Origin of the sequence: Enterobacter hormaechei ATCC 49162, from assembly GCF_001875655.1 — a bacterium.
GTDB lineage: Bacteria > Pseudomonadota > Gammaproteobacteria > Enterobacterales > Enterobacteriaceae > Enterobacter > Enterobacter hormaechei.
In genome coordinates, this window is the sequence record NZ_MKEQ01000001.1 from 2,332,982 (window position 1) to 2,349,282 (window position 16,301).

Sequence of the window (16,301 nt, forward strand, 5' to 3'; positions counted from 1 at the left end):
ATTCATAAAGAACCGTTTGCATTGAGTAAAGCGTGCATTAAATCGCTTGATCCCAAAAGCGAGCTGCGTATAATGCCCGACAATTTGCCGGGAGGAAGCATGGTCAAGCGTGTACGACATAACGTCTTACCGCGTCTGAAATCAGACGCTGGCCTGCCGTTTTTCTTCCCGTTGCTAAACCTATTCCCAGAGCCCCTCATTTGAGGGGCTTTTTTTTGCCCGGCGTCAGGAGATAAACATGAATCCGCTTTATCAAAAACACATCATTTCCATAAACGACCTCAGCCGCGAAGAGCTGGAACTGGTTCTGGAAACCGCGGCAAAACTGAAGGCCAATCCGCAACCGGAGCTGCTGAAGCACAAGGTGATTGCGAGCTGCTTCTTCGAAGCCTCGACCCGCACCCGCCTCTCCTTTGAAACCTCCATGCACCGCCTGGGCGCGAGTGTGGTGGGCTTCTCGGACAGCAGCAACACGTCGCTGGGTAAAAAAGGCGAGACTCTGGCGGATACCATTTCAGTGATCAGCACCTACGTTGACGCGATTGTGATGCGTCACCCGCAGGAGGGCGCGGCGCGCCTGGCGACCGAGTTTTCCGGCGGTATTCCGGTGCTGAACGCCGGTGACGGCGCCAACCAGCATCCGACCCAGACCCTGCTGGATCTGTTCACCATTCAGGAAACGCAGGGCACGCTTGAGAACCTGAACATCGCCATGGTCGGGGACCTGAAGTATGGCCGCACCGTCCACTCCCTGACCCAGGCGCTGGCGAAATTTAACGGCAACCGCTTCTTCTTCATCGCGCCGGATGCGCTGGCGATGCCGCAGTACATTCTCGACATGCTGGACGAAAAAGGCATCGCGTGGAGCCTGCACGCCAGCATCGAAGAAGTGATGGGCAACGTGGATATTCTCTACATGACCCGCGTGCAGAAAGAGCGTCTGGATCCGTCCGAGTACGCCAACGTGAAGGCGCAGTTTGTGTTGCGCGCCAGTGACCTCGAAGGCGCGCGCGACAACATGAAGGTGCTGCACCCGCTGCCGCGCATCGATGAGATCACCACAGACGTGGATAAAACGCCGCACGCCTGGTACTTCCAGCAGGCCGGAAACGGCATCTTCGCCCGCCAGGCGTTACTGGCACTGGTTCTGAATCGCGAATTGGCACTGTAAGGGGAAACGACAATGACACACGATAACAAACTCCAGGTTGAAGCCATCAAACGTGGCACCGTGATTGACCACATCCCTGCACAGGTCGGCTTTAAGCTGCTGACGCTGTTCAAACTGACCGAAACCGACCAGCGTATTACCATCGGCCTGAACCTGCCTTCCGGCGAGATGGGCCGCAAGGACCTGATTAAAATCGAGAACACCTTCCTGACCGACGAGCAGGTTAACCAGCTGTCGCTGTACGCACCGGACGCCACCGTTAACCGCATCGACGATTACGACGTGGTGGGGAAATCTCGCCCGAGCCTGCCGGATCGCATCGAAAGCGTACTGGTCTGCCCGAACAGCAACTGCATCAGTCATGCTGAGCCGGTTTCCTCCAGTTTTGCAGTGAAAAAGCGCGCCAATGACATCGCACTCAAATGCAAATACTGCGAAAAAGAGTTTTCTCATTATGTGGTGCTGGCCAACTAATTGAGGTTGGTAAAGGATCCCGGCCTCCCTATAATGGCCGGGAACATTTAATCAGCTGTTATTCTGGAGAAATCATGACCAAAGTACTCGCGACGGAAAATGCACCAGCGGCTATCGGCCCCTACGTTCAGGGCGTTGATCTGGGCAGCATGATCATCACCTCTGGCCAGATCCCGGTGAACCCAAAAACCGGTGAAGTGCCAGCCGACGTAGCGGCACAGGCGCGTCAGTCGCTGGAAAACGTGCAGGCGATCGTTGAATCTGCCGGTCTGAAAGTGGGCGATATCGTCAAAACCACCGTGTTCGTGAAAGATCTGAATGACTTCGCGACCGTTAACGCCACTTACGAAGCGTTCTTCACCGAGCACAACGCCTCTTTCCCGGCGCGCTCCTGCGTGGAAGTGGCCCGTCTGCCAAAAGACGTGAAAATTGAAATTGAAGCGATTGCCGTACGTCGTTAATTCATTTCAATAAAGAGAAGGCAGCTGAGGCTGCCTTTTTTATTTCGACCACTTTTACTCACCGTAGCAAATGACGTTGCCCCCGCCCCATTAATAGACTGACGCTGCCTTTTTATATCTTATTAATGGACGACGAATGAAACTCTCGAAAATTGCGCTGGCCGTTGCCACATTAACGGTGGCGTCTTCTGCACTTGCACATGGATATATTGAATCCCCCGCCAGCCGCGCTTATATGTGTAAGCTCGGCCAGAATATTGACTGTGGCTCTGTACAGTATGAACCGCAGAGCGTAGAAAAATCCTCCGGCTTTCCAACGGGTGCGATGCCGCCGGACGGACAGCTTGCCAGCGCCGGTATTGCCAACTACTCCCAGCTTGATAAGCAGAGCCTGAACGCCTGGACCAAAAGCCCCATGACGGCAGGTCCGCATGCGTTCGTCTGGCGCCATACTGCACCGCATAAAACCACCAACTGGCGCTATTACATCACCAAACAAAACTGGAACCCCAATAAGCCGCTGACCCGCGACCAGTTTGAGTTAACGCCATTCTGTACCATTAACGGCAATGGTCAGGCACCGGCGATGACAAAATCCATGACCTGTAACGTGCCCGAGCGTACGGGCTACCAGGTGATTTATGGCGTGTGGGAAATCGCGGATACCGCAAACAGTTTTTATCAGGCCATTGACGTGGACTTCGGTAACGGCGGTAACGTCACGCCGGACGACACCCCGGCGGTGATATCCCAGTGGAATAAAACCCTGAGCGGGCAGATTGTCGGTAACAACCTGAACACGGGCGATAAAGTGATTGCGCGATTCTTCGATGCCAACGGGGAAGTTGCCGCCATGCGTACCGAGATGACGATTAGCTCTGCTGCCCAGGGGGATGCGAACCAGTGGTCATACGATCTGGCGCAGAAGATCAACGCCGCGCACAGCGATGTGCGTGTCGGGGTGAAGGATGAAGCGGGCGAAATTAGCCCGGTCCACGGCGCAAACAGCGTCTTCGTCAAAGACGGCAGCGCCCTGCGGTCCGTTGCGATCTCGTACGAAGAGCAGAAGGCAGAAGTGCATGAAACCATTGCCGTTTCTGGCCTGCACTACAGCAAAATCGAGAACGGCAGTGCGACCGTTACCTTCCACGTGAATACCACGGGCGACGTGAACCTTGAAGCGCACGTGATGAACCACAACGGGGCGGAAAAAGGCTACCTGAAGCAGGAGATGAACAACGCCAGCCAGGACGTGACCATGACCCTGACTGACGTGACGGCGGGCCACCATATGCTGAAATACTTTGCCACCAACAAAGACGGTACGCTGTTCGCGCAGGACGTGCTGGATCTGATGCTGGAAAGCGACGCGGCGGACAGCAGCGGCCCGCATGACTTTATCTTCCCGGATAACGTCGCGTCCTACAAAGCGGGGACCGTAGTGCTACAGCCGAAAGACGGTAAGACCTACCAGTGTAAGCCTGTCCCGTTCAGCGGCTACTGCATACAGTACAGCCCAACCGCCAACCAGTTTGAGCCAGGCGTTGGCTCACACTGGAGAGAGGCGTGGGTTCTGAAGAACTGAGTAGTCTTTTCCCCTCACCCTAACCCTCTCCCCACAGGGGAGAGGGAACCGATCGAGCCCCTCGCCCCTTTGGGGAGAGGGGTTGGGGTGAGGGGCTACTGATTCCGCGTCGCGCGCAGCAGCGTTTCCAACGGATACACCGCCGCAATCACCACCTCGTCCTGCACCTTCGCCGCGTTATCCAGCTCGCTCTGGATCGACGCTATCTCGTTATCATCCAGCGTGCCCTGACGCGCCACCAGATCCGTCAGCCTCAGGCCAGTCGAGGCCAGCTTATCCACCTCCTGAATCACCGGTTTGATGGCCTTAAGCTGATAGCTGTTTTCGCTTAGCGCCAGCGCGTCGCTGGTATTACTCTGCCAGCGGGTAAAGATGTGGCGCAGCGCCTCGGCGCTTTCCGTGTCTTCCGCGTCGCTCACCAGACGGTCCGCCCATTTATTCATCTGACGCACGGTGGTGCTTTCGGCGTTCAGCGCGTCAGCGAGCCGGTTAAGCGGTTCAAACTGATGGTAGTTTCCGGCCTGGAACTTCAGGTGCTGGCGAGTGTAATATTGCGCCGGTTCGAGCGCCTGGGCGAGGATTTGCAGCGGTAAGGTATCCGCAGTATTTGCCAGCCGCGTGAACTGTACCTGCTGCTGGGTATGCTGCTGTAGCCCAACCGACACCGTAGACCAGCTGTCCATCGCCTGAAGCCGGGTATACATGTTGTCGATGTCGTTCACGTCCTTCGCGGACCATAGCCGCTCCGCCACCGCAAAGGCGCGCGGCCACAGACGGATATCCAGCACCGGCGCGACCACGTTTTCCGCCCACAGCGCGGCTTCACCGCCGAGCAGATTGGCCTCGTTCGCCGGGTCCGGCACCACCGGCGCCATGCCTTTTGGCACCTCATCCAGACGCGTGCCGCTAATCGGGTAGCGCGTGTTCCCCACCAGGAAATAGCCGGTGAGCGTGTCGTTATCAACGTTGACGACCGGGCGCGTTTCGCCCATCCAGGTGTCGACGGTAAAGGTCACCTGATTGTCATCACGCCACTGAATGTTATCCACCGCGCGGCGGGATTTTCCGGCAAAATCAATGAATCCGCGCCAGCCAGCATCCCCTTTCACCAGCGTAAAGCTGCCTTCCACCGGCTTGCCTTTCAGACGCGGCATGGAGAAAGCCCAGCTCTGGGCACTGTCGGTATCCGCAATCACATCCACGCCGTTCAGCCCCTGCGGCACAATTTCGTTGCGGTAGTGGTAGGCGGTGGATTGCGGCTGGTCGAGGTAGAAGCCCGTTGAGAGAATGCCCTTATAGCCGTTCTGCGCCACCTGCCCCAGCGCATCCTGTCCCTGCCAGGACTGGATCAGAATGCTTTTCGGCAGGTCGGGATGGTAGATCTCATCCCAGCCGACCATCTGCCGGTGGTGCTTCTCAAGGATCGTCTCCAGCTTGCGGTTGAAATACGCCTGTAATGCGTGGCTGTCCGCCAGTTTGTTGTCGCGCATGAATCTCTGGATCGCCGCGTTTGCTTTCCACTGGCTGTCGTCCACCTCATCGCCGCCAATATGCAGATACGGATCGGGGAAGATCGCCGCCAGTTCGCTGACCATCGCGTCGGCAAAGGCGTAGGTTGCCTCTTTGGTTGGATCCAGCACCGGCTTCAGCACGCCCCAGTGGCGCTCCATGGCGTACGGCCCCGGCGCGCTCATCAGTTCCGGATAGGCGACGGCAATCGCCGAGGCGTGGCCCGGCATGTCAATTTCCGGCACCACGCGTATGCCGCGCTCGGCAGCGTAGCGCACCACCTCGCGCATCTGCTCAGGGGTGTAGAACAGCCCATCGCTGGCAAGCTGGATTAATTTTGGATAACGCTTCGAGGTAAAGCGCCAGCCCTGATCGTCCGTCAGGTGCCAGTGCAGGACGTTGAGCTTCGCCGCGGCCATGCCGTCAATTTGACGTTTGATATCGGGTAACGGGATGAAATGACGCGCCGAATCGAGCAGCAGCCCGCGCCACGGGAAGCGTGGCGAATCCTCAATAGTCACCCACGGCAGCGAGGTGTTTTCCGCGCCGTTCTGCATCAGCTGGAGCAAGGTTTCCATGCCGCGCAGCGCGCCGAAGCGGGTGTTGGCGGAGATGTTTACGCCGTTGGCGTCCACCGTGAGCTTGTAGCTTTCATCGCTGTCCGGCAGCGGCTGCGGCTTCACCTTTTTGGCAATGGCGATACGGATGGTCGGCTTGTCCGGTTTTTCGGCCTGCGGCTGGAGCGTCCAGCCAGTTTGCAGGGCGATGCGCTGGCGCAGGCGGTTGACGGCGTCACCCAGATCGTCGCCGCTGACGCTCACGGAGAGTTGATTGTCAATAACCAGCACGCCCTGGGTTGTCGGGCGTTCAACCTTCGCAGGCCAGGGCATTAAGGGAAGGTCGCCTGCCGGGGCGGCAAAGGCGGAGGCGCCGAGCATCAGCCCGGCGGTTAAGAGACTGTACCGTAACATGAATGTTCCTTATCTGACGGGCCAAATACAGGCAAAACATTCTGTTAACATGCGTACAAATTGTCGTCAAGCGAATGCGCCGACGCAGATCACAGGTTGTTGAATTTGGGAGGAAAGCTAGGCCCCTCACCCCGGCCCTCTCCCCAAAGGGGAGAGGGTGTAATCATCCCCTCTCCCTTCCAGGGAGAGGGTTAGGGTGAGGGTGTGTTTTTACTGCCATCCATACCGGCGCGCATAGAAGCCTTTCACCATCTGCGTCAGCACCATGTAGCCCGCGAGGATCGCCACCAGCCATGGGAAGTAGCTCAGCGGCAGCGCCTGAAGTTGCAGGTAGCTTGCCAGCGGCGAGAACGGCAGCGCGATCCCGAGCGCCATCACAATGCCCGTCATCACTATTAGCGGCCACGCGGCGCGGCTCTGGATAAACGGAATGCGGCGGGTGCGGATCATGTGCACAATCAGCGTCTGGGACAGTAACCCCACCACAAACCAGCCGGACTGGAACAGCGTCTGGTGTTCCGGCGTGTTAGCGTTGAACACAAACCACATCAGGCAGAAGGTCAGAATGTCGAAAATGGAGCTGATCGGCCCAAAGAACAGCATAAAGCGCCCCAGATCGGCGGGGTTCCAGCGCTGCGGCTTCTGGATCTGCTCGTCGTCGACGTTATCAAACGGGATCGCCACCTGAGAGACATCGTACATCAGGTTCTGGATCAGCAGATGCAGCGGCAGCATCGGCAGGAACGGCAGAAAGGCGCTCGCCACCAGCACGCTAAAAACGTTACCGAAGTTGGAACTGGCGGTCATTTTGATGTATTTGAGCATGTTAGCGAAGGTGCGACGCCCTTCAATAACGCCCTCCTCCAGCACCATCAGGCTCTTTTCCAGCAGGATGATATCCGCCGCTTCACGGGCGATATCCACCGCGCCGTCCACGGAGATGCCAATGTCCGCCGCACGCAGGGCGGGCGCATCGTTGATGCCGTCGCCCATAAAGCCCACCACATGCCCTTCACGACGCAGCAGCGTGACGATGCGCTCTTTGTGCATCGGCGTCAGGCGGGCAAACAGCGTCGTGCGCCGGGCAAGCTGCGCCAGTTCGTCGTCGGAGAGGTGCTCAATGTCGCTCCCCACCACCACGTCGCCCGCGTCCAGCCCCACTTCGTGGCACACTTTGGCGGCCACCAGCTCGCTGTCGCCAGTCAGGATTTTGACGGTGATGCCGCTCGCTTTCAGCGCTTTCAGCGCGGGCGCGGTGGTCTCTTTCGGCGGATCGAGGAACGCGATGTAACCTTCGAGGATCAAATCGGATTCGTCGATACGCTGATAATCCCCTTCCCGCGCGGGCAGGAACTTGCTGGCGACGGCCACCACGCGCAGTCCCTGACGGTTCAGGTTATCGGTGACGCGTTTGATGCGCCGCAGCATGGTCTCATCCAGCGGCACGATCTCCCCGTTATGGCGCACCTGCGTGGACACGTTGAGGATCTCCTGCAATGCCCCTTTGCAGATCAGCTGATGCACGTCCGGCTGCTCGCTGACCACCACCGACATGCGGCGGCGTTCGAAGTCGAACGGGATTTCGTCCACCTTCTGCCAGCGGCCGGAGAGCGTGCGGGCGGCCTCCTCGTCCACGCCTTCCAGCACCGCCACGTCGAGCAGTTTTTTTAGCCCGGTCTGGTAATGGCTGTTCAGCCACGCGCTGTGGAGCACGCGCTCGCTGGTTTTACCGGCGATGTCGGTGTGGTTCTCCAGCACGATTTTGTCCTGCGTCAGGGTGCCGGTTTTATCGGTGCAAAGGATGTCCATCGCGCCAAAGTTCTGGATGGCGTCGAGATGCTTGACGATCACCTTTTGTTTAGAGAGTTTGACCGCCCCGCGCGCCAGCGTGGAGGTGACAATCATCGGCAGCATTTCCGGCGTCAGGCCAACGGCCACGGAGAGCGCGAACAACGCCGCTTCCCACCAGTCGCCTTTGGTGTAGCCGTTGATCAGCAGGACGATTGGCGTCATCACCATCATAAAGCGGATCAGCAGCATGCTGACGCGACCAATGCCTTTCTGGAACGCATTCGGCTCGCTCTCCTGCTCGCTGACGCGTCCCGCAAGCTGTCCAAACCAGGTGTTGCCGCCGGTGGCGGTGACAATCGCCTGCGCCGTGCCGCTCACCACCGTGGTGCCCATAAAGCACAGGGTGTCGCACTCCAGTGGGTTCATCTGCTGCAGGTCGCGGGTCCGCGCCACCTTTTCCACGGGCAGGGATTCACCGGTGAGCGAGGCCTGTGCGACAAACAGATCCCGCGCCTGGATGATGCGTAAATCCGCCGGGATCATGTCCCCCGCCGCCAGCTTCACCAGATCGCCCGGCACCAGCTGGTCAATGGGCAGCTCAATCCAGGCGTTTTCGCCAAGGTCGTTAATCACGCGCGACACGGTGGCGGTGTTACTGACCATCGCTTTCAGCGCATCCGCCGCTTTGGTGGAGCGGGCTTCCTGAATGAAGTTCAGCAGCGTGGAGATCCCCACCATCAGGGCAATCACGCCTGCGGCAAACAGATCTTCCGTGGCGTAGGAGATGATCCCGAGCATCGTCAGCAGCAGGTTGAACGGATTGCGGTAGCAGAGCCACAGGTGGACCCACCATGGAGAGGGTTTTTGTGCCGGGATCTGGTTGTCGCCATATTTTGCGCGGCTTTTTGACACTTCTTGCGCGTTCAGCCCTTCCGGGTGGCCGCCAAAGGCGCGCCAGACTTCGTTTTCATCCATCGCCGCCACGTTCAGGCAACGCTCGGTCAGGGAAGCGGGGATTGCCGCTCCCGCCATCGTTTTAGCATTTGGCAGCGGGTCGCGCGCAATCAGGCGACGTGGCAGGTGACGGCTCAGCTGCGTAAACAGCTGCCGGGTGATATTTTTCAGCATAGTCATTCCCCCGCATCCGCAAAGGCGGACGCAGTTTTCCCGCAGGCGTGGCAAAGCCGTACCTGTCAGGCACTTTATTTATCAAGCAGGAACGTATGAACGTTGCTGCCTCACGCCGGTGAGACAGCAAAAGGCTGGCTTACCGGAAAGAACGTTTGCTCCTGGTCAGGAGAGGTGTGGGATCGGGATCCATATGGCCTCCGGTAAGTAAAAAACAGGGTGTCGGCGCGCAGTATAGCGATTTATCCATACCGCTTGTGTCTAATCGGGCGGTATTATAACGCCCTGCAAATAAACCGAACGTAAACCAGACTTTGCCCATAGCGAATTCGCAGGATAGCATTAGGCTCAATTGATTATTTTATCGTTGTTACAGGGAATACAGCATGCAGAACCGCCTAACGATTAAAGACATCGCGCGTTTAAGCGGCGTGGGGAAATCGACTGTCTCACGCGTGCTGAACAACGAAAGCGGTGTCAGCGAGCGCACACGCGAGCGCGTCGAGGCGGTGATGCATCAGCACGGTTTTTCCCCTTCCCGTTCCGCGCGCGCCATGCGCGGGCAGAGCGATAAAGTGGTCGCCATTATTGTCTCGCGTCTGGATTCCCTCTCTGAAAACCTCGCCGTGCAGACCATGCTGCCCGCGTTCTACGAGCAGGGCTATGATCCGATCATGATGGAGAGCAAGTTCTCCGCACAAATGGTGGAGGAGCATCTCGGTATGCTTCAGCGCCGCAACATTGATGGCGTGGTGCTGTTCGGGTTTACCGGCCTGAAAGAGGACGTACTTAAACCCTGGCAGCCGTCACTGGTGCTGCTGGCGCGCGACGCCAGCGGGTTTGCCTCTGTCTGTTACGATGACGAAGGGGCGATCGTGATCCTGATGCAGCGCCTGTATGAACAGGGCCATCGGCATATCAGCTATCTCGGCGTACCGCATGCCGATATCACGACCGGCAAGCGTCGCCATGAAGCGTACCTGGCGTTTTGTAAACAACACAACCTCCCCGCCGTGGCCTCGCTGCCCGGTCTGGGTATGAAACAGGGATATGAGCAGGTCGCCAGTGTGCTGACGCCACAAACCACCGCTCTGGTGTGCGCCACAGATACCCTTGCGTTAGGTGCGAGCAAATATTTACAGGAGCAGCGCATCGGGGAGCTGCAACTGGCGAGCGTGGGAAGCACGCCGCTGATGAAGTTCTTGCACCCGGAGATCATCAGCGTCGATCCGGGCTATGCCGAGTCTGGCCGACAGGCAGCCGCGCAGCTGATCGAGCAGATCAACGGTCGTACCGAACCCCGTCAGATCGTTATTCCTGCCCACCTGTCGTAGAACGTGTCAGGAAGGAAAATAAGCGCCGGGAGAAGAAGATCAATTAGCGTATCAACGTCTCTGCGCTATTTCTTTCGATATTATGCACAACAGCGATCGTTCCATGAATCACGATACAGGATATTGCCTTCCGTATACTTCCATGTGATCGCCTCATAGCGCAATTCGAGCGTTTCGAGGTGAGTACTGCTCGTGCCGTTGGGTGACAGATATGGCGCTACCGTTGTGAACTTCACGTTTTCAAGAATGATGTTAAAATACTCGGCTTCGATCCCTGAGTCCAAAATACGGTACATTTTGATTGTCGCTTTCTTCATTGTTCGCCCTTCGCACACCGCACGATACAGCAGGGGAGTTGTCTGATCGAATTCCTTAATTATTGTGATTGGGCGGTGAACACGAGTACCAGTGAGTTTTCCCCAATGGGGGTCAACCGGGATGGTCACACAGTGAGAGAATGATTTTAATTCAATAGAACCCAGGCGCAGCGGTATCATGCAGCTACCGACAACCGGCGAACCGTTCTCATCTTCAAGCCATAAGTGTGCGGGAGTAGACATGTAACTTCCTTATTAGTTGATATCAATATTGGAGTGTTCAGCCTTTTATATAAAGGCCAAAAATAATCATTACGGCAATGAAGAAAACACCGATTGGCCAGACTGGGCTTCCTGGAAAGAAATGAGCCTGAATAAGGGCGAATATAATTGTTAGCGCGGTTGGGCCGTAGACTGAAAAGAAAGTTCTCCCTTGCCAACGTAAAAAACGTTTTATGTAGTTCAACATAACTATTGGATCATCCTGCTAATAATGTCTGCAATTTGGTCATTCGACGCCCATTGCGCTTTCATCGCGCCCGCCCGATGAAATATCGGCTCAATGAGAAAATAGAGCATTTCCAGTCCTTGCGCATAGAGTGCAGAATAATAGGCAGGGAATTGAATATGCAGGCGATAAGCACTGTCTGCGGCTTTCTGCACGACACCATAAAAGCCTATAAGGGCAATACCCCGGGATGCCCATGTTCCTGCAATGGCGCTGAGTTCGAGACTGAGGTTTAAACCAAGACGAACGTAAGAGGCGACAGCTAATGTAAATCCAGCACCTGTGAGAGTAACTGCTGCAACATGAACATTTACGGCCATCAGGCGCTGCTTGATGTATTCTAACTGGTCTGAGGTTTTGTTTTTGAAAATTTCTTCAAAGTAGATTTGTAGCATGTTACAGGCGACATCAACGCCACTGAGCACCTTATAAACGGCATCCCTGAAACGTATATCTTCGGTCTTCTGTCTCTGGCAAACATCATTGTATTCATCGGTGAAACATGAGGTGTAATACAACAGACGAGTCGCGCCTTTACTTATCGTATCTACCTGATTTTTAACTTGCTCACTTACACCTGTAATAGCATGGTCGAGCTTTAACGCAAGTATTTTATTGGCCTGTAGATAACTGATGATCTCGTTGTTTCCGTACATACGCGCCCCAGACTTTTTTAACAATTTGAAAGCAGCCTATGCCTGAACGCGATATGAATGTTCCAACCCGATCACGTTTAGGTCTGGTAAACGTATTTTTAAGATATTGACCCGGTATTTTTTCAAAAACATTAACTATTAACCTCATGAATTTAGAATATTTTTATATCACTCCCCTCACTGGCCCGTAAGCGACAGACATACATCTCAAAGGAGATACACGCGCTTGAACACATATCAAGAAACGCATCCAGATAGCCCCCGCTAAACGGATTATTGTGATCTTCGCCCGATTTCGGGAACGTTCCCATTTTCGCCGTCACGCTGAAAGAGTAGGCTTGCGCTCAGGTCATTACCCTATCAATCGGTCATGAGGTTTCATGATGAGTAAAGTCAAACAAGCAGATATCGATCAGCTGATCGTCCTGGTCGGCGGACGCGATAACATCGCCACCGTCAGCCATTGCATTACCCGCCTGCGCTTCGTGCTGAACGATCCGGCCAAAGCCAACCCGAAGGCCATTGAAGAGTTGAAAATGGTTAAAGGCTGCTTCACCAACGCCGGGCAGTTCCAGGTGGTGATTGGTACTGAAGTGGGCGATTACTATCAGGCTCTGCTGGCGACTACCGGGCACTCTTCCGCCGATAAAGAGCAGGCGAAGAAGGCCGCGCGCCAGAATATGAAATGGCATGAGCAGCTCATTTCCCACTTCGCGGAGATCTTCTTCCCGCTGCTGCCAGCGCTGATCAGCGGGGGCTTAATCTTAGGCTTCCGTAACGTCATCGGCGATGTGCCGATGAGCGACGGCAAAACCCTGGCGCAGATGTACCCGGCGCTGCAAAGCATCTATGACTTCCTGTGGCTGATTGGCGAAGCCATCTTCTTCTACCTGCCGGTGGGGATCTGCTGGTCGGCGGTGCGCAAAATGGGCGGTACGCCAATCCTCGGTATCGTGCTCGGCGTGACGCTGGTCTCTCCACAGTTAATGAACGCTTACTTACTTGGTCAGCAAACGCCAGAGGTGTGGAACTTCGGCCTGTTTACTATCGCCAAAGTGGGCTATCAGGCGCAGGTGATCCCGGCGTTGCTGGCGGGTCTGGCGCTGGGCTTTATTGAGACGCGCCTGAAGCGCATCGTGCCGGATTACCTCTATCTGGTGGTGGTCCCGGTCTGCTCGCTGATCCTGGCGGTGTTCCTGGCACACGCCTTTATCGGTCCGTTTGGCCGCATGATTGGCGACGGCGTGGCCTTCGCGGTGCGTCACCTGATGACCGGCAGCTTCGCGCCAGTCGGTGCCGCGCTGTTTGGCTTCCTGTACGCTCCGCTGGTGATCACCGGTGTGCACCAGACCACGCTGGCGATCGATATGCAGATGATCCAGAGCCTCGGCGGTACGCCTGTCTGGCCTATCATCGCCCTGTCTAACATCGCACAGGCCTCGGCGGTAACCGGCATCATCATTGTCAGCCGTAAGCACAATGAGCGTGAGATCTCCGTTCCGGCGGCCATCTCCGCTTACCTCGGCGTCACTGAACCGGCGATGTACGGTATCAACCTGAAATACCGCTTCCCGATGCTCTGCGCGATGATCGGCTCCGGTCTGGCGGGCCTGCTGTGCGGCCTGAACAGCGTGATGGCGAACGGGATTGGCGTCGGCGGCCTGCCGGGTATCCTCTCCATTCAGCCCGCTTTCTGGCAGGTATTTGCCCTGGCAATGGCGGTGGCGATTATCATCCCAATGGCGCTGACGACCGTGGTTTACCAGCGTAAGTTCCGTCAGGGCACGTTGCAGATTGTTTAATTCTCTCTTTCGGGGCGCAGTTGCGCCCCTTCGCATTTGCAGGAACGTACTATGAATACCCTTCCTCACTGGTGGCAGAACGGCGTCATCTATCAGATTTACCCAAAGAGTTTCCAGGACACCACCGGCAGCGGCACGGGCGATGTGCGCGGAGTGACGCAGCGCCTGGACTACCTGAAAACCCTTGGCATTGACGCCATCTGGCTGACGCCGTTCTATATCTCCCCGCAGGTGGATAACGGTTACGACGTGGCGAATTACACCGCCATCGACCCGTCCTTTGGCACGCTGGATGACTTTGACGAGCTGGTTACCGAAGCGCATGCGCGTGGCATCCGCATCGTACTGGATATGGTCTTTAACCACACCTCCACGCAGCATGCCTGGTTCCGCGAGTCGCTGGATAAAGCAAGTCCGTACCGCCAGTTCTATATCTGGCGTGACGGTACGCCGGATGCGCTTCCCAATAACTGGCGCTCCAAGTTTGGCGGCAACGCCTGGCGCTGGCACGCCGAAAGCGAGCAGTATTATCTGCACCTGTTTGCGCCGGAGCAGGCGGATCTCAACTGGGAAAACCCGGCGGTGCGCGCCGAGCTGAAAAAGGTGTGTGAATTCTGGGCCGATCGCGGCGTGGACGGTTTACGTCTGGACGTCATCAACCTCATCTCTAAAGATCAGCACTTCCCGGACGACACTATCGGCGACGGTCGCCGCTTCTACACTGACGGGCCGCGCATTCATGAGTATCTTCAGGAGATGAGCCGCGACGTTTTTACCCCGCGTAACCTGATGACGGTGGGCGAGATGTCCTCCACTTCGCTGGAAAACTGCCAGCAGTATGCAGCCCTCGACGGCCGTGAGCTGTCGATGACCTTTAACTTCCACCACCTGAAGGTGGACTACCCCGGCGGCGAAAAGTGGACGAAGGCGAAGCCGGACTTCGTGGCGCTTAAAACCCTCTTCAGCTACTGGCAGCAGGGGATGCACAACAAAGCCTGGAACGCGCTGTTCTGGTGTAATCACGACCAGCCACGCATCGTGTCGCGCTTTGGCGATGAAGGCGAATACCGCGTGGCGGCGGCGAAAATGCTCGGCATGGTGCTGCACGGGATGCAGGGCACGCCGTATATCTATCAGGGTGAAGAGCTGGGTATGACCAACCCGCATTTCAGCCGCATCACCGACTATCGCGACGTGGAAAGCCTGAACATGTTCGCCGAACTGCGGGCTAACGGTCGCGATACGGATGAGTTACTGGCGATTCTGGCAAGTAAATCCCGCGACAACGGCCGCACGCCGATGCAGTGGGACGCATCGCACAATGCGGGCTTTACCGAGGGCGAGCCGTGGATTGGCGTCTGCGATAACTACGAAACCGTGAACGCCCGCGCGGCGCTGGACGACCCGGACTCGGTGTTTTACACCTATCAGTCGCTGATTCGCCTGCGTAAAACCCTGTCGGTGCTGACGTGGGGCGACTATGAAGATTTGCTCCCGGAGCACCCTTCCCTGTGGTGCTACCGCCGCCAGTGGCAGGGGCAAACGCTGATGGTGGCGGCGAACCTGAGCCGCGAGCGCCAGCAGTGGCAGCCGGACCCTGTAGAGGGGGCATGGCGGGTGGCACTCAGCAACTATGAGGACGTTCCTTCCCGCCCCGATACGCTGCTACTGCACCCGTTTGAAGCCATCTGGTGGGTGCAGGAATAAACAACAGGAGATACAGCATGCTGTATCTCTTTTTTTTATGTTTAGCGATACGCTAAATGTACGACGATAACTTTTACAATATGCCGCACCCAAAATAAAAATAGCCTGCCAATTAAATAACCTCGGCAGGATATTATGAAAAAGACAATTATTAACGCAACGTGTATCAGCGCATTATTATTAAGCACACAGGGATGGTGCGGAAATACGTCCGTCGACCTTCGTTTTGGTCATAATACGCGCTCAGACGTAAATGATTCTCGTATTAAGGTCATGCATCAGGCGAATAACGGTTTTTACTTCTCCGTTGAAGCCGCACAAAACCACAACGACACCTTTTTTGGGGATACCGACCGCTATAATCCAGACGATAAAGGGTTAACAGAAGCGGCACAGGAGATCGAAACGCGCTGGCGCTTCGATCTGGGAAATGGTTTCGCCGTTGCGCCAGGGATGGTGACGGTGTTCACCACCAGCAATACCCATTACCGCCCCTTCATTCAGGGCTGGAAAGCGTTCGATAACGGTCTGAACCTCTCCGCCCGTTACCGCTATAACACCGTCAATGACGCGCACAGCGACAAAGAACTCGACGGCAGCGGCTACACCCGTCGCCAGTCACACCAGTTCGACATTTGGTTTGCGTATAACATTGGCAAATTCGGCATGTCCTACAACCCGCGCTTCCGCTGGCAGGATAATGTCGATCAGGGAACCGGGGATGACACCTACTGGGAGCATACCGTCGCGTTCAACTACAAGCTCGACGATGGCTGGACGCCTTACGTCGAACTGGTTTCGCTGGATAAAACCTATATCAACGATGACGGCAACCATGAAAATGATTATGCCGTACGTCTGGGGATCGTGAAGCAGCTCTGACGGCC

Annotated in this window: 13 protein-coding genes and 1 pseudogene; 9 read left to right on the top strand and 5 right to left on the bottom strand. The window is 56.3% G+C overall.

Features of this window, described 5'->3' with window-relative positions; all coding sequences use genetic code 11:
• Nucleotides 1-2 precede the first annotated feature (2 nt).
• Nucleotides 3-120 (bottom strand): annotated as a pseudogene (locus BH712_RS24635) (hypothetical protein).
• On the opposite strand from BH712_RS24635, the gene BH712_RS11705 reads away from it, so the two are divergent.
• The 5 genes from BH712_RS11705 to gbpA all read left to right on the top strand — a co-directional run bounded on the left by BH712_RS11705 (nt 100) and on the right by gbpA (nt 3,691).
• Nucleotides 100-204, top strand: coding sequence for a pyrBI operon leader peptide (locus tag BH712_RS11705; RefSeq protein ID WP_022646880.1), 105 nt, complete (start codon nt 100-102; stop codon nt 202-204). The pseudogene BH712_RS24635 and the gene BH712_RS11705 sit on opposite strands and share 21 nt — an antisense overlap.
• Before the next feature lie 34 nt (nt 205-238).
• Nucleotides 239-1,171, top strand: coding sequence for an aspartate carbamoyltransferase (gene pyrB / locus BH712_RS11710; RefSeq protein WP_003863368.1), 933 nt, complete (start codon nt 239-241; stop codon nt 1,169-1,171).
• A 12-nt stretch (nt 1,172-1,183) separates the two neighbouring features.
• The gene (gene pyrI / locus BH712_RS11715; protein ID WP_003863370.1) at nt 1,184-1,645 is read left to right on the top strand and encodes an aspartate carbamoyltransferase regulatory subunit; all 462 of its coding nucleotides are present in this window, start codon (nt 1,184-1,186) and stop codon (nt 1,643-1,645) included.
• A 74-nt stretch (nt 1,646-1,719) separates the two neighbouring features.
• Complete coding sequence (gene ridA, locus BH712_RS11720; RefSeq protein WP_006810315.1) at nt 1,720-2,106, top strand: 2-iminobutanoate/2-iminopropanoate deaminase; 387 nt, start codon at nt 1,720-1,722, stop codon at nt 2,104-2,106.
• Nucleotides 2,107-2,242: 136 nt separating this feature from the next.
• Nucleotides 2,243-3,691: an N-acetylglucosamine-binding protein GbpA gene (gene gbpA, locus BH712_RS11725; protein WP_006810316.1), complete on the top strand. Its 1,449-nt coding sequence runs from the start codon at nt 2,243-2,245 to the stop codon at nt 3,689-3,691.
• Nucleotides 3,692-3,786: 95 nt separating this feature from the next.
• On the opposite strand, the gene BH712_RS11730 is transcribed toward gbpA, so the two are convergent.
• Together BH712_RS11730 and mgtA are read right to left on the bottom strand one after the other, a co-directional pair.
• Nucleotides 3,787-6,171, bottom strand: a complete 2,385-nt coding sequence (locus tag BH712_RS11730; RefSeq protein ID WP_006810317.1) for a beta-N-acetylhexosaminidase — start codon at nt 6,169-6,171, stop codon at nt 3,787-3,789.
• A gap of 210 nt (nt 6,172-6,381) precedes the next feature.
• Complete coding sequence (gene mgtA, locus BH712_RS11735; protein ID WP_032673682.1) at nt 6,382-9,090, bottom strand: magnesium-translocating P-type ATPase; 2,709 nt, start codon at nt 9,088-9,090, stop codon at nt 6,382-6,384.
• Between the two features lie 386 nt (nt 9,091-9,476).
• On the opposite strand from mgtA, the gene treR reads away from it, so the two are divergent.
• Entirely contained in the window at nt 9,477-10,424 is a 948-nt protein-coding gene (gene treR, locus BH712_RS11745) for a trehalose operon repressor TreR (protein ID WP_006810319.1), read from the top strand.
• A gap of 80 nt (nt 10,425-10,504) precedes the next feature.
• Here the strand turns inward: treR and BH712_RS11750 are convergent, their stop codons facing one another.
• Together BH712_RS11750 and BH712_RS11760 are read right to left on the bottom strand one after the other, a co-directional pair.
• The gene (locus BH712_RS11750) at nt 10,505-10,984 is read right to left on the bottom strand and encodes an Hcp family type VI secretion system effector (RefSeq protein WP_006810320.1); all 480 of its coding nucleotides are present in this window, start codon (nt 10,982-10,984) and stop codon (nt 10,505-10,507) included.
• A gap of 228 nt (nt 10,985-11,212) precedes the next feature.
• A complete protein-coding gene (locus BH712_RS11760) occupies nt 11,213-11,905 on the bottom strand; it encodes a hypothetical protein (RefSeq protein WP_006810322.1) in 693 nt (230 codons plus the stop codon).
• A 383-nt stretch (nt 11,906-12,288) separates the two neighbouring features.
• On the opposite strand from BH712_RS11760, the gene treB reads away from it, so the two are divergent.
• From treB to BH712_RS11775, 3 genes are all read left to right on the top strand, one after another.
• Nucleotides 12,289-13,707, top strand: coding sequence for a PTS trehalose transporter subunit IIBC (gene treB / locus BH712_RS11765; RefSeq protein ID WP_032673798.1), 1,419 nt, complete (start codon nt 12,289-12,291; stop codon nt 13,705-13,707).
• A 51-nt stretch (nt 13,708-13,758) separates the two neighbouring features.
• On the top strand, nt 13,759-15,414 hold the full coding sequence (gene treC, locus BH712_RS11770) for an alpha,alpha-phosphotrehalase (protein WP_006810324.1): 1,656 nt from the start codon (nt 13,759-13,761) through the stop codon (nt 15,412-15,414).
• A 135-nt stretch (nt 15,415-15,549) separates the two neighbouring features.
• A complete protein-coding gene (locus BH712_RS11775) occupies nt 15,550-16,296 on the top strand; it encodes an oligogalacturonate-specific porin KdgM family protein (RefSeq protein WP_006810325.1) in 747 nt (248 codons plus the stop codon).
• Nucleotides 16,297-16,301 lie beyond the last annotated feature (5 nt).